Below are 23,179 nucleotides of genomic sequence, written 5' to 3'. Positions count from 1 at the left end.
GCCTGCATGTCCAACGGGACCCGACAAGACCAGCGCCTGGCCGATACGCTGCGCCCCGATCATGTGCTGCCGGACGAGATCGGGCTGGCGGAACGCGTACGCATCACGCTCGCGCAGGCGGCCAGCCTCAGGTTCGGCGCCGGGGCCGATGCCGGGCGCTGGGATACCACATTACGCCAGGACGAAAGCGTGGTGCTGGCCGAAGTGGCAACGTTTCCGCTACCGCGGCTCGAGCAGGAGTTTCTCGCTGCGCTCGACCGCGAGGGCGAGGCTGCGCTGTGGGCCCGCGTCTGGCGCCTGGTGCGTACCTACGACGGGTGGTGCTGGTGGCTGGCCGGACGCGAGGGCGAGGCCGGATCGGCGCTGGGCGAGGCGTTGCTTGCGCAGATCGAGCAGGGACTTGCGGCAGTGGTGACGGCCGGGCGCACGGCGTTTGGTGCGTTTGGTGCGTCTGGTGGGTCTGGTGGGTCGGGTGGGTCGGGTGGGTCGGGTGGCGCGGTCGCCGAGGCTCCGCTGCATCCCGCCTGGTTGCGCGCCGCTAGCGCCGCACGCGTGACGCCGCTGACGGCCGCACTGGCGCCCGATGACCGGCGCGCGCGCCGGCAATGGCTGCGCCGGGCCTGGCTGGCGCTGACGCTGGCGATTCAACGGCTGCAGCCGCAGGCTCAGGCGCTGTTCGAACGCAGCCTGGGCGGCGGTCGCCATGAGCCTGCCATGGGTCTGTTGCTGGCGACGCTGCAACTGTTCCAGTACAGCCGCGCGCCGCTCAATCGGTTTCCGGAGCGGCTGATCGATTTCTACTATCGCGACGTCTTGCGCCTGGCGCCACGCCCCGGTTTGCCGGAACATGTGCATCTGCTGCTGGAGCGGGAGCCGCGCCATGCGGGGATCGTGCCGATCGCGGCCGGCACGCGCTTTGTGGGCGGCAAGGACGCGCAGGGTCAGGTGCTGACGTTTACGGCCGATGGACCGCTGGCGCTGACGGGCACGCGGGTGGTGGCGCTCTGCACGCTGCGGGTGGAGCGCGATGCGCTGATCTCTCCGGAGCGCGAGTTCGACTTTGCGACGCGCCTCAAGGTCGAGCAGCTGCCGCTGCAGGCGCCCGATGCGGCGTATGTCGATCGGCCCGCGTGGTGGCCTTTGCTCGGCGGCGCGGTGCGCGGCTCCGCCTCGCTCGCGCAGGATGCCTTGCTCGGCTTTGCGCTGGCCTCGCCGCTGCTGCGCCTGAAGGAAGGGACGCGCGAGGTTCGTATTCGCTTGCAGTTTGCGCATCCTGCCGCCAATGACGAGGCCTTGGTGCGCGCGTTGCGCACGCCGCGCGCGCAGCGGGACGTGGCGTGGCTGACCGAGGCCTTCCGGGCCTATGCCGCCTACGAGGCCCAGCATTTTCCCGGACGGCCCAGGCCGGGTGGGGCGGCCCCCGCGTTCGATCCCGCCGCCATGGCGCAGGCGGCCTGGCAGCGTGCTGCAACGTTCGAGGCGGATGTGCAACTCGCATTCCTGCTGGCGGCCTGCCTGGCGTGCGACCATGCCGCGGTGTTTGCGGAGCGGCTCGGGCGGTTGTTTGCCGTATGGCTGGTGGCGGGCGACGAGCAGCTGCGGCTGGTGGATCTGCAGGCGCTGCGCGCGCATGCGGCGAGATTGCGCGGCAACGAGGGCAACGAGGGCAACGAGCAGGGCGGGCGCGCGACCACGGCCGCCACCGAGGCTACGGCAAGGGACGGGCAAGCGGGTGCAAAAGGGAGCGCAAGAGAGGGCACCAAAGAGGGCACCAAAGAGGGCACAAAAGAGGGCACAAAAGAGGGCACAAAAGGCAGTGCAGCAGAGGGCACGGCCGACCGCCGTGAGGAGCCGCGCGTCGAAATCGACGATCCGCTGATTCTGATCTATCCCCCGCACAACCACGATGCGGAAGGCAAGCTCCCCGAGCGCGACCTGATCTTCGAACGCGTCTTTGCCGGCGTATGGCAGGCCCGGGTGAGCACGGCCAGCGGATGGCTCACGGTCGACAAGGTATTCACGCATCGCCGCGCGCCGGCCGCCGATACCTGGGGCGGGGGCATGGAACTCGTGCTGCGCCTCGGCGCCGAGCAACCACCCGTGGTGCCCTGCATCCCGGCCGTGCACGGCGCCCAATGGCCGGCGCAGGCCATGCTGCAACTGGCGGTACAGACGCGCGGCCGGCTGTATGCCTATAGCCTGCTCGGCCAATACACGCTGAGCGAGATGAACCTCACCGTCAACGTGCGCGACCTGCGTGACGTGGTGCTCTACAACCAGCTTGGACGGCTCGACCCGTCCAAGCCGTTCCTGCCATTCGGGCCGGCGCCCACGCCTGGCAGCTACCTGGTGTTCGGCAGCCAGGAACTGGCATGCAAGCCGCTGCAGTTGCTGCACCTGTCCTTCAACTGGGCCAACCTGCCTGACCTGCCCGGTGGCTTTCCCGAGCATTACGCACGCTATCCCGGCGACTGGCGCGCAGCCGGCTTCCGGCTCGGCACGGCGGTGCTGACCGACGGGCAATGGCGCAATGGCAACGAAGCGCTGTTGCCGATGTTCTCGACCGTGCATGAGCGCGAGCGCCTGCTGCGCGAGCACCATCTGGTGTTTCCCGGCGCCGCGTTGCGCCGGCTCCATCGCGCCACGCCACCGCGGCCGGCAGCGCAGCCGTTCCTGTACGGGCTGGGCAGCCGCAATGGCTTCTTCCGGCTCGACCTGGCGGAACCGCCCACGGCCTTTGGCCATGCCATCTATCCCACGTTGCTGAGTACCACGCTCACCCGCAATACCCGGCTCAAGCGGCCCACGGCATTGCCCCGCGAGCCCTATACGCCGACGCTGCAAGGGCTGGCCCTGCACTATCAGTCGACCCAGGATATCCGCTTTGCCGTCGACGACGGCAACGCCGCGGATGCCAGCCTGCTGCACCGGGCCTACCATCTTTACCCGTACGGTATCGCCGCGATGGTGCCGCAGCATGGCCGGCCGCCCGGCCTGTTGCCGCACCATGCCGGCGACGGCAATCTTTTTATCGGCCTCAGCGGCGACGACCTTCAGGGCACGCTGAGCCTGTTCTTCCATCTGCGCAAGGAAGAGGCGGCGGAGCGCTGGGGCGATGCCGCGCCGGCACTGCAGTGGGCCACCTGGCAGGACGGCCACTGGCAGCCGCTGGCACCGCATATGGTGTTGTCCGACGGCACGCAGGGCCTGCTGCGCTCTGGCATCGTGCAGTTGAATCTGCCGGCCGGCATGACGGCCAATTGCGCATCGCTGCCGGGACAGTGCTACTGGCTGCGGCTCAGCGCGGACTGGGGGTTCACGCAACTGGCGGGGCTCTACGGCGTCCATGCGCAGGCCATCACGGCCACGCGCACGGTGTTGCCGGCGGACGAGCAGGCGCCGATCGCGGTGCCGCCGGGCACCATCAATATGCCCGGCGAGCGCGTGCCCGGCTTGCGCGCGGTGGTGCAGGTGGGCCCGGCCGATGGATGGCGCGCGGCGGACCAGCCCGAAGCGGTGCGCATGCGCGCGGCCGAGCGGCTGCGCCACAAGCGGCGCGCAGTCACGCGCTGGGATTACGAACGTCTGCTGCTCGACGCGTTTCCGCAGGTGTACAAGGCGCGATGCTTTGCCCATCACGAAGCCACGCTGGTCGATCCTGCCGGCCGCCGCCACCAGCATCTGGCCAACTTGCCGGGGCAGGTCCTGCTGGCCGTGGTGCCGCATCCCCAGCCGGGTGAGTTGTTCCGCAGCACCGAGGCGCCGCGCTTCGATGCCGCGCTGCTGGAGGCCATGCGCGCGCACCTGCAGGCCTGTGCGCCGAGCGGAGCGCGAGTGCTGGTGCGCAATGCCGCGTATGAGCGCGCGCAGGTGCGTTGCATCCTGAGGCTCGTCCCCGGTAGTCATCCCGGTGCCATGTTGCGGCAGCTGAACCAGGCGCTGGTGGAATATCTGTCGCCCTGGCATGTGGACGGGATCGGCGCCGATTTCGACTGGAGCGTGCGGGCCGATACGCTGGAGGCATTCCTGCGCGCGCAGCCCGGGGTGGATGCCGTGGGCAAGCTGTCGATGCTCCATATCGTGCGCAACGACCGTCAGTTCAACGTGCTGCACGACACCGCGACACACACCATCCGGGGCGAAGCGCGCACGCTGCGACCGGCGCAGCCGTGGAGCCTGTTGCTGCCGACGCGCCGCCACCTGCTGGAGCTGCGCGACGACATCGGTCCGCTGGTGCCGCACGTCACGGGAATTCGCCGGCTGGAAGTCGGCAGCACGTTCATTGTCGGCGGCACCGCGCCGAATCCTTCCGCGCAGGTGCGTCATGACCAGTAGGAACCGGGAATCCCTCAAGCGCTATTTCCGCGAGGGCGCGCTGCCGAACGAGGATCACTTCGCCGATCTGATCGACTCGATGCTCAACATGAGCGACGAGGGCTTTCGCAAGACCGTCGAACATGGCTTCGAGGTGTACTCGCCGCTCGGCCACGATGCGCTGGTGAGCTTCTTCCGCGATCAGGACCCCGAGCGCCCGGCATGGCGCTTCGGGCTTGGTGCCAACGACGAACTGCTGGTGCAGGGGCGCGCCGAGCCAGCAGGGAACGGATCCGATGCCAGCGCGGCGCAGGCATTGCCGTCCGCGGTGCTGTGTCTGGACCAGGATCGGCGCATTGGCGTGGGCACCGAAAGCCCGCGCGCAACGCTGGACGTGGCCGGGGTGGTGCGCGCCACCGGGCGGCAGGGCGCGCTCGCGCGCCAGCACGCGGTGCCGCTGCTGGCCAATGGCGAGTGGCAGGACCTGACCGACGATCTGGAAGGGTGCCAGGCGCTTGAAGTGGTGGCGGGCGCGGGGCAGCGCGGCAAGGGTCGCTTTGGCCTGGTGCACGCGATTGCCATGAATACTTACAACCCCACGCTCGGGCTGTTCGACTTCTTCAACCGCAAGCGTGGCATTCGCAGTACGCATGGCTTCTATAGCCGCCGCTGCGACCGGCTCGAATTGCGCTGGAGCGGCACCAGCGGGCGCAATGCGCGTTATCGCCTGCAGATACGCACCGGGTGCGACTTCGGTACCGGCGTGGGCATCCAGGCCCAGGTCACGCAACTCTGGTTCGATCCCCATATGAGCGAGGGCCAGCCATGAGCATCCTGCTGCGTCGCGCCTCGCCCACCGCGTCGGTGGTGCCGTCGGCTCTGCCGTCGCCGCTGGAGCCCGCCGCCGACAGCGCCACCATCGAGCGTCTGACTGACGATCCGCCGTTCAGCTATCCGGATCTGCGGCGGCATGGCATTGCGCTCACGCAAGCGTTGAGCGGCGAGTTCTGGACGGACTACAACTATCACGACCCCGGAGTGACGCTGCTCGAGGCGCTGTGCTACACGATCACCGAGAACGTGTTTGGCGCCGATGCCGAGATCGCCGACCTGCTGACCGCGCCGGATGGCCGCATTCACTATCGGCGCCACGCCTTGCACGGCGCCGAAGAGGCGCTGCCGTGCCGGCCCACCACCGACCTCGATCTGATGCGCTATCTGCTCGATCGCGTGCCGGCGGTGCATCAGTTGCGCCTGACCATGCCGGGCCACGACGGGCTGTGGCGCATGGCGCTGCGCGTGCACGACGGCGACGATGCGGCCGCCGCGCGCGATACCGCGCGTGCCTACCGCGCGCAGCGCAACCTTGGCGAGGACATCGCGACGCTGCCGCAGGTATTGCGTCCGCGCTGGTGCGCGTTGCGGATCCAGATGAGCGTGGAGGGGCCGCGCGATCTCAATGACATCCTGGTGGAACTGGTGCAGCGCTGTGCGCGTCTGGTCAGCGCGGCGCCGCCGCGACGGCCCGTGCAGGCGCGCCTGGCGCAGCAAGATGCGTTTGGCCGGCCGTTGGGTACGAGCCGGCTGTTCGAGGGGCCGTCGCTGCAATGCGGCTGGATCGCGGAGGAAGATCTGCGGCGCGACACCGGCGATGGTCCGGGGCGGCGAGACAGCCGTCTTTACTTCAGCGACCTTGCACGCGCGCTGCGCGAGATCGAAGGCATTGCCGATATCAGTGACCTGCGGCTCGTGCTGCAGGATACGGGCGACTCGGAGGGCGACTCGGAGGGCGGCGGGGACGACAGTACCGACAGTCTGCAGTGGCAGGGCGACGACTGGGCGCTGCAGTTGCGCTGGCCCGAGACGGAGGCTGCCTTGTCGGGGTGGACCATCACCCGGCGCGGCAGCCGGTTCCATCTCGATACTCGCGAGTTGCTGGCGCAACTGGCGGATGCGCGCCAGGCGGCGCGCGTCGCCAGCGTGCCGCCGCGCACACGCGCCTACGCGGGCCAGCTGCTACCCCGGCCGTCCGGCCACTATGTGCCGGAAATCCCCTACCTGTCGACGTGGCACCATCTGCCGCCGCTATACCGCGAGGCCCATTCCGCCCCGCTTGCCGATGCGGATCGGGAGGCGCAGTTTGGCGCCTATCTGGCGTTGCTGGAGCAGTGGATGGCGCATGGCAACGCGCAATTGCAGCATCTGCGCGAGCTGTTCAGCCTGACGCCGCAACCGTCCAGCAGCTACTGGTGGGAGCCATTGGGGCCGACGCAGGTGCCGGGGTTGGCCGGGGTCTGTGCCGAGCCGACCGATGCGGCCGCGCGATCGCTGGCGGCAGGTGATGACGCACTGGCGCGACGCAGCCGCGTGCTCGACCTGCTGCTGGCGTTGCATGGCGAGCACTGCGATCAGCACAGCATCCAGCGCTTTGGCTATTACTTCGATGCCGCGGGCTGGCAGGCGCATCTGTACGAGTGCAAGCGTCGTTTCGTGCAGCGCATCGTGCGGCATACGCGCGATCGCGCGGGTGCGTTCGACTACAGCCGGCCGTCGTTGGGCCGGCGCGGTAATACCGCGCCGCTGCAGGAGCGCATCGGCCTGCTGCTCGGCTTTACGCAGACCCATAGTCGGCTGCTGGCCGGCGGCCTGGCCGCGCTTGGCATGCGTATCGACGACGGACATGCGCATGCGCGCCGTCATGTTGCCGAGCCGCCGGCGGATCTGGAAGCGCTGACCATGGCGGCACCGCTGCGCGCCCGTATCGCGGCGCACTATGCCGAGGACACGGCGCTCGACCAGGTGGCGGATCGCCTCGCCTTCTACTTCACCGACCTCGCGCCGCGAAGGTGGCCAGGGGCGCTGCTGCGCTGTGCGGCGCATGGTGGGCGCTACCACCAGGGCTCCGGTGCCGACGGCACGTTGCAGCTTTGGCTCGGGCCTGACGAGCATGGCGGGTGGTGGCCGCTCGCGGTGCGGGAAGGGCCGGGCGGGGTGTTGGCGCCGGCCCTGTATCTCCACGAGTTTGCGTGCCGCCTGCAACGCGAGTCGGAGGGGCTGCATCTGGTCGAGCATATCCTGTTGCGGCCGCTTGGCGATGCGCGCGCGGCGGCGGACGTGCCGGCTGATTTCTATGCCCATCGCCTCAGTGTGATCCTGCCTGGCTGGACGGCGCGCGGGGCGGATCAGAGCTTCCGCGATCTGGCGGAGGAGACCGTCGCGCTGGGTTGCCCCGCGCATATCCTGCCGCATGTGCACTGGCTCGATGCGGCGGAGCTGGCGGCGTTCGAGCGCGATTTCGAAAGATGGCTGCGGGCGCGGCAGGCGCAGGCGAATGCGCCTGACGATGCGGCCGCCGTGGCGCATCTCGATACCTGTGCGGCGGCCCTGCGGCATCGGCTGAGCGCGCCACCGCGGGGAGGCGCGCGATGAATGCGCCGCTGCGTCTGGCGCATATGCCCGGGCATGCCATCGAGACGCTGTCGTGGACGAGCCGTTGCGCCATGGAGCGCGAGGCCGTGCATGCATATCAGGCACGCCTGAGCCGCTTTCTCAACGGCAAGGGGCGCGAGACGATGGCGCGGGTGTTTACGCGGTTGTCGCCACCTGGCGAGCACTGGCGCATCGATCGGCTGGAGATCGATACGGGGCCGCTGGCGGTGGATGCCAGCGAGAGCGAATGGGCTGCTGTGCTGGAGGCGCAGCTGGTCGAGACGCTGACGCGGGCGCGCCGGGCGAGTGGCGGGGCTGATGGCGCACGGCGGGGCAACGGCGTCGAGGAGCGCGATCCGAGCGCCGTGAGTAACGGGCACCGTGGCGCGGACACTGGCATGGGCGTCGGCACGGACTACGGCACGGAGGTTGGCACGGAGGTTGGCACGGACGAGGGCGCGGACCGGATGGCCGTGTCCGCGGCGGCGCCGCGCCCGGCGGACCACCAGGCGCTGGAACACTTCCTGTTCTATCTGCAACGCGGCTATCTGCCGTGGTCGCACAGCCCTCTGGCGGGGCGTACGTTATCGGGCTGGCTTGCGCTGCTGGCGCGTCGGACCGGGCCGCGGCTGTGGTCGATGCTGCAACGCTTGCAGCCTGGCGATTACGTGCTGGCGCGCTTGAGCCGCATTACGCCGCATGAGGGCCTGCAAGCGCTGATCGGGGTGCGCTACCGGGAGCTGGCGGATAGCCTCAGTACGCTCGATGCGCAGGTGCTCGCGCCGTTGCAGGCACGGGGGCGGCTCAGTGCCTATCAGGTCCAGCAGTTGCAGCAGGTGTGGCGGGTCTCGGCTTTCCGTCTGATGTGGGGACAGCGCGCGGCAACCTTGAGCGCGGATGGTTTGCGTCGGCTCCAGCGCGAACTCGGCGCCGCGCTGGCACGGCAACTGGGGCAGGGCGCATTGGGGCAGGGCGGATTAGGGCAGTGGCTGCCTGCGCTGCAACCGGTCGCGCATGCGGCGGCGTATGGCGCCGAAGGCAATCCGGCGCCCGGCGCGCGAGCGCGGCCCGGGCGCATGCTGCCACGGCTCGATCAGTTGCTGCTGGGCGGGGTGATTGCCGCGGTCGAGCGGTCGGCCCGCAGGAAGAGGCGTGCGACGGGGCAGCAGGATGCGTTGTCGGCGACGCACGCCACATCCGCGGGGGACACGGTAGCGGTGGCTTGGGGCGCTGCTGGCGCCGCCGTGCCGATGAGTACGCCGACGAGTACGCCGACGAGTACGCCGACGAGTACGCCGACAAGTACGCCGACGAGTACGCCGACGAGTACGCCGACGACTGCGCCGACGAACGCGCCGACGAATGCGCCGATGCGTCCCGAGCGGCCCGTCGAGGCGGCGTTACGCCGGCTCGCGGCCGCGCTCGACGGCAGCGCGTCGTTGCGAGGCGCCGCATTGAGACTGCTGCTCGACGACCTGCATGCGCGGGTGCCGGGCGAACTTGGGATTCATCTGCGGGACGTGGCGTTACGTCGCGCAACGACCGGCGGCTGGCTGTCGCGGCTTGGTGCCGACACCGTCTGGCGCATCGTACAGATACTGGCCGGGTCTGCCGACGCCACCGGAATCGTTGGCAAGCAGGCGCGGGCCGCCACCGCCGCGATGGCGAGGGGCTTGCCTGTGCCGCCCACGGTCGTCGCGGCAACGCGCGGTGCGCATTGGGCCGAATCGCTGCGGCAGTTTTCGCTGACGGCGATTTCGCGTGGGGCGCGGCCGGGGCGCGGCGCGCGCGTCGGGGTGTCTGCACTGCAGGCCTGGCTGGTGGCATACACCTTGCGCCAACTCGCGTTGGGCGAGCGTGCGCCGACTGACCAGCGCGGTTGGCAACGGTTCTGGGAGCGGGCGGTGGCGGCGTGGCAGCTCGGCGCGTCTTGCGTTCGCGCGGCGCGGCCACAGGTGTCATGGGAGCGGCCCTTGGTACGGCCCTTGGTACGGCCCATCGTGCGACCCGTGGTGCGGCCGTGGCCGCGGCCGTGGCTGCGGCCTCCGCAACTGTCCCCAGAGCGGCTTCCCGATCAACCTCTTCAAGAGCCACTCAAACGGTCTTTGGCGAGCGGCGGCAACCAGCTTGCCGGACAGCGCGTCGGCGAGCCCATCGGCAGGACCACCGGTCGCCCGGTCGGACGGCCAGTCGGTAGACCAGTCGGTAGGCCCACCGGACAGCTCACCGGACAGCTCACCGGACAGCTCACCGGACAGCTCAGCGGACAGCCCATCGGTCGTGCCCTCCAGGGGCGCGGTGGGCGGGCCCGCGAAGGGCTCGTAAAGGACAGCCTTGCGCGCATTGAGCAGGCATCACACGATGCGGTCCCCGCGCTGCATCGCTTTGAAAGACTGCCATCGACGCGCACATGGCGCTGGCATGCGCTACATACGGTGACGACCCTCGAAGCCCGACTGTCGCACCTCGCCGCGTTTGCCCGTGTGCCGCGCGTACGTCGTGACTGGGTCATGCGCAACCGTTTGAGCCACTGGCTTGCCGAGCCGGCGCTGTGTGCGGCATGGATGGCGCGCACCGCACCGGCGCAGCGTTGGGAACTGTTTGCGGCGCTGCGTCCGCGCGATATCGGTACGCTGCGCCGGACCAGCGATGCGCTGCAGGCGGTGCATGCCGCTTTGCTGCCAAAGCGGTCGGCGGCCGAACGCCAGCGCAGTCACTGGCGATTCCTGAGCGGCTACGTGTTCGCGGCGGATCTGCCCATCGCGCCCGCCATGCTTGCGCGGCGCTATGCGATCCACCTTTGTCGGGAGCAGAACGCCGGCGTGGCAACGGGCATGGCGACAACCGTGGCGCGAGGGATGGCATCGGGCATGGCGCTGGGCATGGCACCAGTCATGGCACCGGGCATGGCGCAGGGCATGACAGCGGGCCCGGCATCATCCGGCATGGCGCCGGGCATGACGGCGGGTATGGCATCCGGCATGGCGCAGGGCGCGGCAGCGGGCATGGCAGCGGGTAAGGCCTTGCGCATGGCACCGCGCACGGCACCCGACAAGAACGTGCGCACGGCGTCGGGCGAGCCGGCGCGCGCGGCCAGGGCTGCTTTCACGCCGTCCGCCAACCCGATCCAAGGCGCGCCGTTGCGGCAATGGCTCGCGCGCGTTGCCGCAGCGTTGTCGTCGCTGCGTTGGCTTTCTTTTGCCGGCACGGCGATGTCGCAGGCCGTGCGCATGCTCGGGCGCGCGCCTAGTGCCGCCGAACGGTGGGAGGTCCTGCAGCCTGTGCGCAACGCCATCGCACCGCCGCCAGGCGGGCCGACTGGCAGGTCTGCTGGTGTCGCTGGCGCTGCCGGCGGGACTGCCGGCACTGCCGAGGCCAGCGTCTCGCGTCGGACCCCGCCTGCGCATGCGGTGCTATCGGAAGCGCCGCATCCGGAAGGCCGCCATTTGGCCGCCTCCCATTCGGCAGTCCCTCCTTCGGCAGTCCCTCCTTCGGCAGTTCCTCCTTCGGCGGCGCGTCCGTGGGGGGCTGCTCCTTCGGCGGATCCGTCTTCGGGGCATCCCCATTACGTCGGCAATGCCGGCCTTGTACTGCTGGCCACCTACGCGCAGCGGCTGTTCACCATGCTGAATCTGCTGGAGGGCAACGCGTTTCGCGACGCGGCGGCGGCGTCGCGTGCGGTGCGCTGCCTGGCGTATCTGGTGGAAGGGCATGACGGCGCAAGCGAGCCCGAATGCGTGCTGCCCAAGCTGTTGTGCGGCATCCCGTTGTCAGCACCGTTGGTGGGGCGCGACGGCAGCGCCGCGCCGGGCCGCGCGGGGAGCCGCGCACATGACGACACCCGGCCTGCCGCCCCCCGCCATGCCGACGACTGGCTGCCGGATTACGCGCAGGAAGACGCGCTGGACGATGCTACCTGTGGGGTGCTGGACAGTCTCCTGGACGCCGTGATCGCGCACTGGACCGCGCTCGGCAAGACCTCGCGCGCCGGCCTGCGTCAGACCTTCCTGCAGCGCGAAGGCCGGCTCGCCTCCGAGTATGGCGAGGGAGGCAAGCACTGGCGGCTGGTGCTGAAGACCGGCCCGTTCGACATGCTGCTGGACCGCTTGCCCTGGTCGTTCGGCACCATCAAATTGCCCTGGATGCAGGAGGTACTCTATGTCGACTGGCGCTGAATCCACCCAGCCGGATATGGATGCCGCCACGCGCACGCGCCATGCCGACGCGTTGCGGCGCGAACTGGACTGGCTCGAGGCCGCGCTCGACCTGCGCTTCCGCCAGCATTTTGCGCACGAGGGCACCCCCGAGCCGTTGCCGCCGCCGCCGGCATTGCCAGCGGGCAGCGCGCTGGCGGAGGTGGTGGCGCAGTATGGTCTGGGCCAGCGCGAGCGGCTGGTGCTGGCACTCGCCATGGCACCCCACCTGCGGCCTGCGGCGCTCGACCTGTTCTTTGTCAAGAACCGCGATTTCGATCGCGGCTTCAGCGAATTCGGCGGCGCCCGGGCAACGCGTCACGCAGGCTTCCTGCCGAGCGGGGAGACCGCGGTATTCCTCGTTGCCGGCGGCGACCTGACCGAACGCATCGCCACGCTCGACTTGTTCGACCCGCGTCACGCCTTTGCCCGGGGCGGGCTGGTGCAGCTCGACGGTGACGTCGGCGGCGAACCGCAACTGAGCGGCGCGCTGTTATTGAGTGCGGAAGCACTGCAACGCCTGCAGACCGGCGTCTGGCACAAGCCGGACTACAACGCGCAGTTTCCGGCCAAGCGCATCACCACCGCGCTTGCCTGGGACGATCTCATCCTGGCGCCCGAGGTAATGGACGAGATCGCGATGATCCAGACCTGGCTCCAGGCGGGCCCCGCGCTGATGGACGAATGGGGCATCGGCAAGGCCGTCAAGCCCGGCTATCGCTGCCTGTTCCATGGACCACCGGGAACCGGCAAGACGCTTACCGCGACACTGCTCGGACAGGGCGCCCAGGCCGATGTCTATCGCATCGACCTCTCCATGGTGGTGTCCAAGTACATCGGCGAGACCGAAAAGAACCTCGCACGCGTATTCGACCAGGCACAGAGCCGCCGCTGGATCCTGTTCTTCGACGAGGCCGACGCGCTGTTCGGCAAGCGCTCGGCCACGCAGAGCAGCAACGACCGCCATGCCAACCAGGAAGTGGCCTACCTGTTGCAGCGCGTGGAAGACTTTCCCGGCGTGGTCATCCTGGCCAGCAACCTGCGCGGCAATATCGACGACGCGTTCTCGCGTCGCTTTCAATCCATGATCTATTTTCCGATGCCCGATGCGACCCAGCGTCTGCGGCTCTGGCGCAGCCTGCTGTCGCAACCGGGGCGGCTCGCCGCCGATATCGACCTGGCGGAGCTGGCGGAGCAGCATGAGCTGTCTGGCGGTGCGATGGTGAACGTACTGCGGTTTGCAGTGCTGCAGGCCAACCGCGAGGGGGTGACGCAATTCACGCGCGCGCACCTGCTGGCCGGCCTGGCGCGGGAAATGCGCAAGGAAGGGAGAACCGCATGAAGCGCGCATGGACCGGCCTCGTCGTATGGGTGGTGCTGGTGATCCTGTACGGGCTGCTGCCTGCGCCGACGGCGAGTTCCGTGGGCGCGTCGGCTGCCGGCGCCACGACGGCCGCGGCATCGGCGCCCGCCGCCTTGCCCGCGGCGACGACGCCGTCACCAATGCCGGCCACTACACCGGTCACTACACCGGTCACCACGCCGGCTACGACCTCGACCACGAGACCGCCCACGACGCCGCCCCCGACGCCGCCAACCGCCCCGGCATCGCTCTCCATCGGGACACGTCCCGCGTCGACGTCGAACCTGTCCTGCCCGCCGGTCAACCCCAACACCTATCCGCCGCTGGCCTGCGTGCGCCCCAGCGAACCGCTGTCGCTGGAGAAAACGGCCGTCACCACGTTGCCGGCCGCCGTGGTCGATCAGGACTATCGCTACCAGTTCATCGCGACCGGTGGCGAGCCGCCCTACACATTCGAGGAGATTCGCGAAGATCCGAAGCGCGGCCTGCCCGCCGGCCTGAGCCTGGCATCCGATGGCACCGTCAGCGGCACGCCCGCCCAACGCGGACGCAAGTCCTTCGTGGTGGCGCTGCACGACCAGACCGGGCAGGGCCTGCGCCAGACTTTCTCGCTCAACGTGGTCGCGCCGCGCGGGCCAAAGCCGGCTGGCAAGGCGCCGGCCCGGCCCGCCGACAACGCGCCCGTGCCCACCATCGAGACCGTGTCGATCGCCGCCACGCAGACGCCGGTACGCAGCCTGAACCTGATCGATACGTGGATGCTGACGGCCGACCTGCTCAAACAGGTCAATCCGGTGGTCGTGGAAGGCGATACCGCCGCGCCGGCCGCATCCGCGGCGTCCGAGCCCGCGTCCGGCGCCACATCGGAAGCGGGCGCCGGCGCGGCCGATGCACCGGCCGCGATCAACGCCGCCCCCACGGTCACGGAAAGCGACGGCCTCGACGAGCTGTCCGCCGCCGGTTCCGCACAACTCGAGATTCTGCTGAAGCCGCTGGTCGGCGTGGAATACCCTACACGCGCGCTCTTTGCCGCGGCGCTCGATGCACGCGTGTGCGCCTACGCGGCAGCGCTGACCGATCGTGTCGCGCAGGCAAAGCGACAGGCCTCGCCCACCGCCGAGCAGTGGCGCGACCGCTGCGCCGTGGCCTGGCAGGGGCCCCCGCCCAGGACACCCGTGCAACTTTCGGAGGCGCCGGTCAAATGGCAGGATCTGCCAGGCACGCTGTTGCCGGCACGGGTCCGCAACTGGCTGATCGAACAGGCGCGCTGGAGCCACGACGCGGCGGTGAGCAACGCGCCCGGGTGGCAGGGCACCGGCTGCAACTGCTTTACCGATGCCGCCGACGGCGAGGTCTATGGCTTTGTGCCGCACTGGAGCGACGCGGAGAAGGGCCCCAAGCTCGATTTCAGCTTGTACGATCGCCTTGTCAACTACGCGCAGCCGTTCGACGACGATGGCAATATCCTGCAACTGCAGCCGAGTGCCGCCGAGATCGAGTTCTTCCGCGCCGTGCATCGCTATGGCAGCAAGCTGGACATGACGGTCTATCGCCGTGACTGGCAGTTCCTGCAACGCCTGCCGGAAGACCAGCGCCGCCGCATTGCCGACCAGGTGGGCCTGCATATGGCACAGATGCTCAATACGCGTCTGAGCGACTTTGGCGCGCGTTGGCAGGATCGCATCCCGGGGCTGGCGAGCGACACGTATCTTGGCGATGGCGTCACGCTGTTCCTCGACCAGCTGCCGTCGCCAGCCGACCCGGGGTTTGCGGTCTTCGCGAGCTTTCGCGAACGCCTGATCCGATCGATCATCGCGGAACTGCAGAAGCAGAAGCGGCCGGTGACGCTGAACCTTATGATCAGCGCCGGCGACCTGGTGCCGGCGCTGCAGGACGCCAACGGCAGCGGGAGCCCGGCCCCTGCGGCCAGCGCCGCCACCACCCGGGCCGGGGCCAAGGGCAAGGAGCGGCCCGCCCCGGCCGCGCAGTCGCGCCCGCCCAGCTGGACGTTCGGCGACCTGTTCGACACGCTCGTACTCGCCGAGAATCCGCGCTTCCAGGACGGACGCATTACCGCCAGATCGGGCGCATACCGTAGCAATACCAACGTCACGGTGAAATACATCGTGCTGCTGCCGGAGCCCACCACGCGCAGCAAGAAGGTGTTGCGCGAGGCGGTGGAGACCACCACCGACCTCGTCGGCACCAATCGGGCCATCATGGTGCGCCGCATGCTGCCGCTGATCTCGGTGGGCAGCGCCGAGCCACAGCAGCTGGCCGACGATATGGCCTACTTCAACGACAACTTCGGTGGCGTGGCGCTGTGGCCGCAACCGCTCGCCAACGCGCCGGTGCTGACGCAGACGGAAAAGACCGTGCGCGGCACCATCCTCGCCAACGAGGCACCGGTGAGTCAGCTATGCAATGTGGTGTGCGACTGGCGCTGGGCGCTGCGTGGCGTGTTCTGGCTGCTGGTGATGGTGGCGGTGGTATCGCTCGTGCTGTACCTGTGCTCGTGCCGTGTGCGCGCGCTGGGCCGTCCGTATCAGCTTTACCTGCTGCTGGCCGCCATCGTGCCGCTGGTGATCGGTGGCCTGCTGCTGCGATGCGACCCCGATCTCGCTTCGTCCGAGATCACCAGCCGGCTGCTGGTCGGCGTGCTGGTGATCGTCATCCTGAGCATGCTGTATCCCTTGCTCAAGCCACGCGCGGAGAAGCCGTGACAGACGCCCCGGCCGCCCCGGCAGGTGGGTCGACGCTACGCGCTCAGGCCCTCCCGCAGCGCATATCGCGTCAGCTCCGCAATGGTGTTGATGCCGAGCTTGCGATAGGTGTTCTCGCGATGACTGGCCACGGTCTTGTCGCTCAGGAACAGCATCTGGGCGATGGTGCGGGTGCTGTGGCCCTCCGCCAGCAGCTGCGCGATCTGGCGTTCGCGCGCGGTGAGTTGCGGCAGGCGGATAGCTTCCACCACGTTGCCGCCCTGGCGGCTCGCATGCAGCACGGTGCCGATCAGCTCGCCGCTGAGGAAGATCTGGTTGGCCATCACGCGACGGATCGCGCGGGCGAGCTCGTCGTAGGAGTTCTCCTTCAGCACGTAGCCCGACGCGCCCGCGTCGAGCGCGGCCATCACTTCGGCGGGCCGGTCGTTGACGGAGAGGCAAAGCATCTTGCAGGGGGTGGATTCGGCGCTGAGCCGGCGGATGACCTCCACGCCGTTGAGGATGGGCATGCCGATATCGAGCACCAGCACGTCGGGACGCTGCACGCGCGCAATCTGCAGCATTTCCATGCCATTGCGGGCCTGCGCCAGCACCTCGATATCGCTTTCGCGCTGAAGGAGGGAGGCCAGGCCCTCGCGCATCATGGCATGGTCGTCGGCCAAGGCGACACGGATGCTCATCGCGATGCCACCAGGCTGCCGGTCTCGGCCCGGGGGCCGGACGCGCCTTCGGCGTATGGTGTGGCACCGGCCGTGTGCGCTGCAGGCTCCCATTCGATGCACGCGTGCACGCCGGCGCCGGCGCGCGCATCGAGCCGCAGCCGTGCGCCGATCGCTGCCAGCCGCGATGGCAGGTCGCGCAAGCCGCTATGACCACGCATCGGCTTGCACGCTTCGTCCGGGTCGAAGCCCGGGCCGTTATCGCTGACCGTCAGCCTGATGCCGGGCGGGTCGCACGCGGTCTCGCGCAGGGCGAGGTGGATATGCGCGCCGGGGGCATGCTTGCACGCGTTGAGCAGCAGTTCGCGCGCGGCGCGCACCAGTTGCTCGCAAACGAGTGGAGGGGGCAGGGAGGCGATCGCGGGACAGTCGGTGTCGATCGCGCATCCGGTCATGCGCGTGACATCCGCGCCGAGGGCGATGCATTGCCCCGCCAGCGGCGGCGTCAGCGCCGGCGCCCCGCTGCGCGCCATCTGCTGCAGGCCCCCGATCATGCTGCGCGTGGTTTGCAACGCGTCCTTGACCAGTTGCCGGCCATGACGCAGGGCGGCGTCGCCGCCATCGCCCTGCGGCTGGCTGGCCCGGTCCAGTTGCATCAACGCAAAGGCAAGCAGTTGCGCGGGGCCATCGTGCAACGCGCGAGCAAGGGCTTCGCTATCGAGTGTGGGCGCGTGCGCCGGGTCGCGTACCGCACGCGCGCAGCGCGGGCAATGCGATGGTGCAAGGTGGGGGGCGGAACGTTCCCGGCGCGATGGGCGGGGGCGGCATTTGCAATGCGGGGGCGCATCGCGTGTGGGCGTGGTCCCATCGAAAAGCGTCGATGCAGTCCGCGTCGTGGCGCTGGCCGCGCCAATGCTGCACCGAGGCACCACCCCCGTTCCTCGTTTCATTCCAGTCATCCATTGCCCCGCCACAAATTTAATGAATTCTTATTGCCCGGCGACATGCTTTCATGGAGATGTCTGCGCTGCGGGCTCTCGTCACCTCTTCATCCGGAGGCGTACCGACAGATTGTAGGAAAACTACTAGGGATAAATTCAGAATTAAAAATTTATCAATTCGCTGGGGCCCGTGATGAACGGGACAATGATCCGCGCGATAAACAGCATGAACCAGTTCACCCACACGATATTTCGCTAACGGCTGCAAGCCTCTGGCTCGCACCCGACGTCGGTAGGGTTGACCATGGGTATGGGGGGATTTCGTGATGCCGACGTATATGGAGCGAGAGGGTGAGGGACAGCGCGAAGGTCGGCGCGCGCCGGAAGCGGACGGACACCAAGCCTCCGGCGGACCCGGTCGTACCCCCACCCATCCCCTGCAGGCAGTGGCCGATGCGGGCGCGCGTCAGCGGCTGCCGCAAGCGCTGCGTAGCAATCTGGAGGGGTTGTCCGGACATTCGCTGGCCGATGTGCGGGTGCATTACAACTCGTCGAAGCCCGCGCAGATGATGGCCCATGCCTATGCACAGGGGCGCGATATCCATCTCGGCCCCGGTCAGGAGCGGCACCTGCCGCATGAGGCGTGGCATGTCGTGCAGCAGGCCCAGGGTCGCGTCCGTCCCACCGCGCAACTCGCGGGCGGTACCGCGCTCAACGACGATGCCTCGCTCGAGTCGGAGGCGGATCGCATGGGCAGCATGGCCATGCGCGCCTCCCAGGCGCCGGTACAGCGCGTGGCACAGGGCGCGGAGACGGCATCGGTGCCCGCGCCGGCCCCGGCGTACGGCGGCAACGCGCCAGTGCAGCGCGTGCGCTTTGCCAATAGCAACAGCTTCTACGGACCGCAGCATGCCGTGCTGCCACTGCCCGCCGATATGCGCGAGGCGCTGGGCGCCACTTACCGGGGGCGCGCGGAGCGTCAGGAAGTGATGATCGCCCTGACCCACGCGGGGCAGCAATGGCTGGGCCAGCATGCGCCCATCCCCGGCGGAATTGGTGCGCTGTGCTGGGCGGAGATTCTCGACGCCGACTGGCGGCAACTGGGCAAGGGCTTGCCGGCGATCGAGGTGGCCGACACCACTTTCGCGTTCTTCAATCATCAGGCCAGCCTGATGCAGGATCTTGGCAACAAGTTTCAGCACGACCTGCAGGCGAGTCCTGGGCGGCCGCTCCGCGTGGCAAGCTTCGTGCTGCAGCCCGACCATAACAACGACCTCGCGATCCAGCCGACCAACAAGCCGATCGAACAGGCGGTGGCGCCGTCCATCACCGCGAGATTCGTGGTCGACGATGATGCCTTGCTCGCGCGCATCCGGGAGAATGTCTTGAGCACGCTCCTCAGTGCGGGCCAGCTTCAGTGGATCCTCGCCAACTGGCGCAATGTCAGCCAGACCCACGACGTCTTCATCGATGTCGATTTCTATCCCAATCGCACGCCGGACCGGGGCGGGCTGCTGCACAAGGACTCGGTCGGCGAGACGCTGTTCGTCAACCTCACCTACAACAACCCGCAGCCAGGTGCGTCGCCGGAGTATGTGCACGACAACCTGGGGCATGCGCCGTACGAGCAGGGCTTTCCGCAAAGCGCACATACCTTGCTGGCCGACGTGCGCCGGGCCAATCTATTCGGGCCGGGTGGCATCGAAGGAGTGGATCTGCCCGCGCGCGGCCGCGTCAGCTTCATCGATCCGGCGATCTGGCATGCCACACCGCTGTACGGCCGCAGGCTCGAGCTGCCGTCCTATGGCGACGGCGATAACCTGACCTACGCGCAGGTACGCGACGATATCGAACGCAATGTTCCGCAGGAGCGCCGCGCCGAGGCGCGCGCGGTCATCGCAGGTCTTGACGGTCCCGTCACGGGAGCCCAGATCAAGGCACTGTATCGGTCGCATGAGTCCCTGCGGTATGGCACCACCGCGGACGGCACCCGCCGCGATACCGCGCCGCTGATACGGCGCCGGCGCGCGCGCAGCGTGGATCTGACCCATCATCCGGAGCACCAGCAGGCGCTGCAGCAGCAGAGCCAGCAGGCACGCTCGTTTATCCGGACGTGGGTGATCCTGCGGCGGAAGCCGCCACAGCCGCAACAGCCGCAACAGCCGCCGCAAAATCACTAGGGGCTGCGGCAACAGGCCGCCGCGGCATCACCAGGGCCGCCGGCTACAGGCCGCTGAAGATATGGCGCAGGACCTCCGGATACTTGTCGCGTTCGGCGAGGACCAACGCCTTGACATCAGCCTTTTGCGTGGTGTTGAGCGTTCTCCATTGCTGATGCATCTGCGGTCTCGCCTTGGTGTTCAGTGACGCGGCCAGGACCGCCGCGTCGCGCGTACCCTGCTGGTACTGCTTGTACTTTGGCGCGTTGGCGGGGATGTCGGTCAGCAGGTGAACGTTGCGGCTATCGCGCGTCTCCCGCAGGATCTGCTTGATCAGTGTGGCCTGCTCGCCGGTGGTGTCCTGCATGTCGCGGTTGACCCCGTCCTTGTAGGTCTTCTTCTGCCCGGGGTCGAAGGCGAGCTTGCCATATTGGGCCTTGGGTGTGTCGTACGGACGTTCGGCGCCAGGCACGTAGGTGACGATCATGTCGTCCACGTCCTTCATGGCGGTAAGGTTGGCCGTGGAGGCCGCCATGCGCAGTTCGTCGGCGTTGACGCTGCGGCCGGTGTCGGGGTTATTCGAGCCCAGTCCGGTATAGAGATGTCCCAGCCGCGATTTGCGCTTGCGGATGGCATCGAAATCGCTCGCGCGCGTGCCGAGGTTGTTGAAGAGAATGATTTCCCAATACGGCTGCGGATGCGCCTTCTTGAAGCGGCTGATGCTTTTGCCCACGGCGCTATCGATGGTCTTCTCATACGCCGCCACGGCGACGGGATCACGGCTGTTCTTCGGACGCCCCTTCATTTCGACTTCGATGCGCAGCGGGTGGCCGGTGGCGGTGTAGTAGGTGGTGGCCACGGCCACCGATGCGTTCAGCAGGCCGTCGAGAGTAATAAAGGCGCTGTCGGGGCTATCGGTCCGCTGGACCGTCTGCAACTGGGCCGCGTCAAGGTCGCCGACGTACGCCGGGTGCCGCTCGTCGCCGACCAGCGCCGCATGCAACGTTCGACGGGCGGTGGAGAGCTGCTCGCGGATATTGCCGTCGTGACTGACCATCGGCACGTGGTCGCGGGACAGGTACACGTCGCATTCGATGCCGTCGAGACGCGGCGTGGCGTCGCGGGTGGTTTCGGCGTAGGCCGCATCGAACGCGGCCTTGGAGTTCTCCGCGGGGCGGTTCAGCCGGCGTGAGTCGGTGTCCTTGATCAGGCCGCCGCGCGTGCGGTTGGTCGGGCCGCCGCCGCGGTGCGCGACGATGCTGACACCGGGGCGTTCCGCCATCTTCAGCCGCAGTTTGTGGAGTTCGGTCGCGATATCGGCGGAGCTGGCCTGGTTATGGAGCCAGTAGTCGAGCGGCCCTAGCATGCTGTAGGTTTCGAAATTTTCGGCAGTGGTCGCCGTGCCGCTGGCCGCGGCGTCCTGCACCGCCGCCAGTGAGCGGTCGTGGATCTCCGTGTTCTCGGGCGGTGTCGTGGCGACCAGATCGGCCTTGCTCTCGATATAGCCAAAGAACCCCTTGAGCCCGCTCACCACTGGCCCGATGTGCGGCGCGGCGGAACGCCGGTCGAGTTCGCCGGCAATGCGGTTGAGCTTGCGATAGCGCTGATGCTTGAGCGGCGCATCGAGCTTGGTATCGGCAATCCCCTCGGCCTGCTTCTGGTCCCGGTTGGCCGCGAGTTCGTGGTCGTCGTAGAGGTCTTCCTTACGCTGCACGACAGGGCGCGGGCCGTGGGCCTGGCGTACGGTCGTGCCACGCACACCGGGGCCGGACGGCGCGGCGGTGGCGTGCCGCTGCACCGTGCCGGTGCCGGCATCGGATTGCGATTGCCAGGCGCGCATGCGCGAGGACGCGGCGCTGGCATCGGCGAGGGTCTGTATGCGACGCTGGGCGACGGCCGCGGGGCGCTCGTCGGCAATGCGCAGGGCGTCGTGCCGCGTGGTGGACTGGCTGGCCGCGGACTGTTGTGCCGGGCCGGACATTTGCGGCTTTTCGATTTTCTTGTGCATGACGAGGTGCCCGTGTGCGGTCGCGTCAACGATGACGGAACGACCGTATCAGAGTGCATGCGGTTGCGCGCTGCCATCGTCGTGGGGTGTCGCACGCAGACGACACCTGCTTGCGCCGTCCGCCGCGGCGATACCCGATTCCTTGATCTATCCCAAGCCACGTCGCAACCCATGACCTAGCCTGTGCCTATTGATATGGAGTGCGTTCATGGAGCCGCTGGCATCCGCCCCGCATGCGCCGCGTCGGCGCGCGATGCCGGGCATCCTGTTGCTTGCCTACAAGCTGCTGGTCAACGACCGGGCCAAGTTCAGCGGCCTGCTGGTCGGGATTACGTTCGCGGTATTCCTGATGATCGAGATGACGTCGCTGTTTGCCGGTGTGCTGAATCGTGCGTCCTCGTCGGTCTTCAATGTGGGGGCGAGCATCTGGGTCATGGACCCCGCCGTCAATACGGTGGCCAATACCATCGGCATGCCGGACTACGTGCTCGACGCCGTGCGCAGCATCGACGGGGTGCGGTTCGCGGTGCCGCTGTTTTCCGGTGGGGCGCTGGTGCGCCTCAAGAGCGGCACCTATCAACCGGTCACGGTGGTCGGCATTGACGATACCAGCCTGTTTGGCCGGCCCCATGTCATCCGCGGCCGGATCGAGGATATCTTTGCCGAGAATGCGTTCCTGGTGGTCAAGGACGCCGAGTTTCGCAAGCTGGAGAATCCCGATCTCGGCACCGACTTCGAGATCAACGACCATCGCGGCGTGATCGTCGGTATCGCGGAGGTGCCCACCAGCGGGCTGTTCGGCGTGCCGACGCTCTATACGACCTACCGGCGCGCGGTGCAGTACCTGCCCACCGCGCGCTATACGGTGTCCTACATCCTGGTCGAACCCAAGACGCCCGCCGATGTGGCGCGGATCCAGGCGGCCGTCAGCCGGCTGGGCTACCGCGCCCTGACCAGCCAGCAGTTTATCCAGCGCATCTCGGCGTTCTACAAGTACGAGACCGGACTCGGCACCAACATCCTGCTGATGACGGTCATCAGCTTTATTGTCGGCCTCTCGATCTCGGGGCAGACCTTCTACACCTTTATCGTCGAGAACCTGGAGAAATTTGGTGCGCTCAAGGCCATCGGCGCCAAGGGCCACGAGCTGGTGGCCATGATCCTGTTCCAGGCCGCATTCGTGGCGCTTACCGGATACGGGCTTGGCGTGGGGCTATGCGCGTTGCTGATCGCCGCCGCGCGGCTGCGCCTGCCGGACTACGCGGCCATGATCACCTATGCCAATCTCGGCCTGGCGCTGGTGATGGTGGTGGTGATCGCGGCCATGTCGGGCTATATCGGCGTGCGCAAGGTGTTGCGCATCGAGCCGTTCGATATCTTCAGGGGCTGA

Annotated in this window: 11 protein-coding genes; 8 read left to right on the top strand and 3 right to left on the bottom strand. The window is 68.3% G+C overall.

Annotated features, from left to right (window positions below):
• Positions 1-6 precede the first annotated feature (6 nt).
• The 6 genes from DFLDMN_RS06045 to DFLDMN_RS06020 are packed head-to-tail and all read left to right on the top strand — an operon-like array spanning position 7 to position 16,022.
• Positions 7-4,335, top strand: a complete 4,329-nt coding sequence (locus tag DFLDMN_RS06045; RefSeq protein WP_423197569.1) for a hypothetical protein — start codon at positions 7-9, stop codon at positions 4,333-4,335.
• Complete coding sequence (locus DFLDMN_RS06040; RefSeq protein ID WP_423197568.1) at positions 4,325-5,143, top strand: hypothetical protein; 819 nt, start codon at positions 4,325-4,327, stop codon at positions 5,141-5,143. The genes DFLDMN_RS06045 and DFLDMN_RS06040 overlap by 11 nt, the downstream gene beginning before the upstream one ends.
• Positions 5,140-7,743 (top strand): hypothetical protein, encoded by a 2,604-nt coding sequence (locus DFLDMN_RS06035; protein WP_423197567.1) that lies wholly within the window; start codon positions 5,140-5,142, stop codon positions 7,741-7,743. The genes DFLDMN_RS06040 and DFLDMN_RS06035 overlap by 4 nt, the downstream gene beginning before the upstream one ends.
• Positions 7,740-11,918 carry a contractile injection system tape measure protein gene (locus tag DFLDMN_RS06030; protein ID WP_423197566.1) on the top strand — a complete coding sequence of 1,393 codons (4,179 nt, stop codon included), beginning with the start codon at positions 7,740-7,742 and terminating at the stop codon, positions 11,916-11,918. The genes DFLDMN_RS06035 and DFLDMN_RS06030 overlap by 4 nt, the downstream gene beginning before the upstream one ends.
• Positions 11,902-13,278: an ATP-binding protein gene (locus tag DFLDMN_RS06025; protein ID WP_423197565.1), complete on the top strand. Its 1,377-nt coding sequence runs from the start codon at positions 11,902-11,904 to the stop codon at positions 13,276-13,278. Before DFLDMN_RS06030 ends, DFLDMN_RS06025 begins: the two co-directional genes overlap by 17 nt.
• Entirely contained in the window at positions 13,275-16,022 is a 2,748-nt protein-coding gene (locus tag DFLDMN_RS06020; RefSeq protein WP_423197564.1) for an Ig domain-containing protein, read from the top strand. The genes DFLDMN_RS06025 and DFLDMN_RS06020 overlap by 4 nt, the downstream gene beginning before the upstream one ends.
• Positions 16,023-16,057: 35 nt before the next feature.
• Here the strand turns inward: DFLDMN_RS06020 and DFLDMN_RS06015 are convergent, their stop codons facing one another.
• Both DFLDMN_RS06015 and DFLDMN_RS06010 read right to left on the bottom strand, forming a co-directional pair.
• Positions 16,058-16,702: a response regulator gene (locus DFLDMN_RS06015; RefSeq protein WP_423197563.1), complete on the bottom strand. Its 645-nt coding sequence runs from the start codon at positions 16,700-16,702 to the stop codon at positions 16,058-16,060.
• A complete protein-coding gene (locus tag DFLDMN_RS06010; RefSeq protein ID WP_423197562.1) occupies positions 16,699-17,631 on the bottom strand; it encodes a sensor histidine kinase in 933 nt (310 codons plus the stop codon). The genes DFLDMN_RS06015 and DFLDMN_RS06010 overlap by 4 nt, the downstream gene beginning before the upstream one ends.
• Positions 17,632-17,948: 317 nt before the next feature.
• Here DFLDMN_RS06010 and DFLDMN_RS06005 point away from each other — a divergent pair, with 317 nt between their 5' ends.
• Positions 17,949-19,802, top strand: a complete 1,854-nt coding sequence (locus DFLDMN_RS06005; protein WP_423197561.1) for a DUF4157 domain-containing protein — start codon at positions 17,949-17,951, stop codon at positions 19,800-19,802.
• A gap of 43 nt (positions 19,803-19,845) precedes the next feature.
• Here the strand turns inward: DFLDMN_RS06005 and DFLDMN_RS06000 are convergent, their stop codons facing one another.
• Positions 19,846-21,789: a glycerophosphodiester phosphodiesterase family protein gene (locus DFLDMN_RS06000; protein ID WP_423197560.1), complete on the bottom strand. Its 1,944-nt coding sequence runs from the start codon at positions 21,787-21,789 to the stop codon at positions 19,846-19,848.
• Positions 21,790-22,042: 253 nt separating this feature from the next.
• Here DFLDMN_RS06000 and DFLDMN_RS05995 point away from each other — a divergent pair, with 253 nt between their 5' ends.
• Positions 22,043-23,179, top strand: coding sequence for an ABC transporter permease (locus DFLDMN_RS05995; RefSeq protein ID WP_423198335.1), 1,137 nt, complete (start codon positions 22,043-22,045; stop codon positions 23,177-23,179).

Origin of the sequence: Cupriavidus sp. H19C3, assembly GCF_049393815.1 — a bacterium.
Lineage (GTDB): Bacteria > Pseudomonadota > Gammaproteobacteria > Burkholderiales > Burkholderiaceae > Cupriavidus.
The sequence above is the reverse complement of the archived record's forward strand: the minus strand, read 5'-3'. Positions and strand labels throughout refer to the sequence as shown.

Bases quoted from the DNA above. Each gene is read 5' to 3' on its own strand.
- DFLDMN_RS06045 (WP_423197569.1), top strand. From the start codon at position 7: ATGTCCAACGGGACCCGACAAGACCAGCGCCTGGCCGATACGCTGCGC.
- DFLDMN_RS06040 (WP_423197568.1), top strand. From the start codon at position 4,325: ATGACCAGTAGGAACCGGGAATCCCTCAAGCGCTATTTCCGCGAGGGC.
- DFLDMN_RS06035 (WP_423197567.1), top strand. From the start codon at position 5,140: ATGAGCATCCTGCTGCGTCGCGCCTCGCCCACCGCGTCGGTGGTGCCG.
- DFLDMN_RS06030 (WP_423197566.1), top strand. From the start codon at position 7,740: ATGAATGCGCCGCTGCGTCTGGCGCATATGCCCGGGCATGCCATCGAG.
- DFLDMN_RS06025 (WP_423197565.1), top strand. From the start codon at position 11,902: ATGTCGACTGGCGCTGAATCCACCCAGCCGGATATGGATGCCGCCACG.
- DFLDMN_RS06020 (WP_423197564.1), top strand. From the start codon at position 13,275: ATGAAGCGCGCATGGACCGGCCTCGTCGTATGGGTGGTGCTGGTGATC.
- DFLDMN_RS06015 (WP_423197563.1), bottom strand. From the start codon at position 16,702: ATGAGCATCCGTGTCGCCTTGGCCGACGACCATGCCATGATGCGCGAG.
- DFLDMN_RS06010 (WP_423197562.1), bottom strand. From the start codon at position 17,631: ATGAAACGAGGAACGGGGGTGGTGCCTCGGTGCAGCATTGGCGCGGCC.
- DFLDMN_RS06005 (WP_423197561.1), top strand. From the start codon at position 17,949: ATGCCGACGTATATGGAGCGAGAGGGTGAGGGACAGCGCGAAGGTCGG.
- DFLDMN_RS06000 (WP_423197560.1), bottom strand. From the start codon at position 21,789: ATGCACAAGAAAATCGAAAAGCCGCAAATGTCCGGCCCGGCACAACAG.
- DFLDMN_RS05995 (WP_423198335.1), top strand. From the start codon at position 22,043: ATGCCGGGCATCCTGTTGCTTGCCTACAAGCTGCTGGTCAACGACCGG.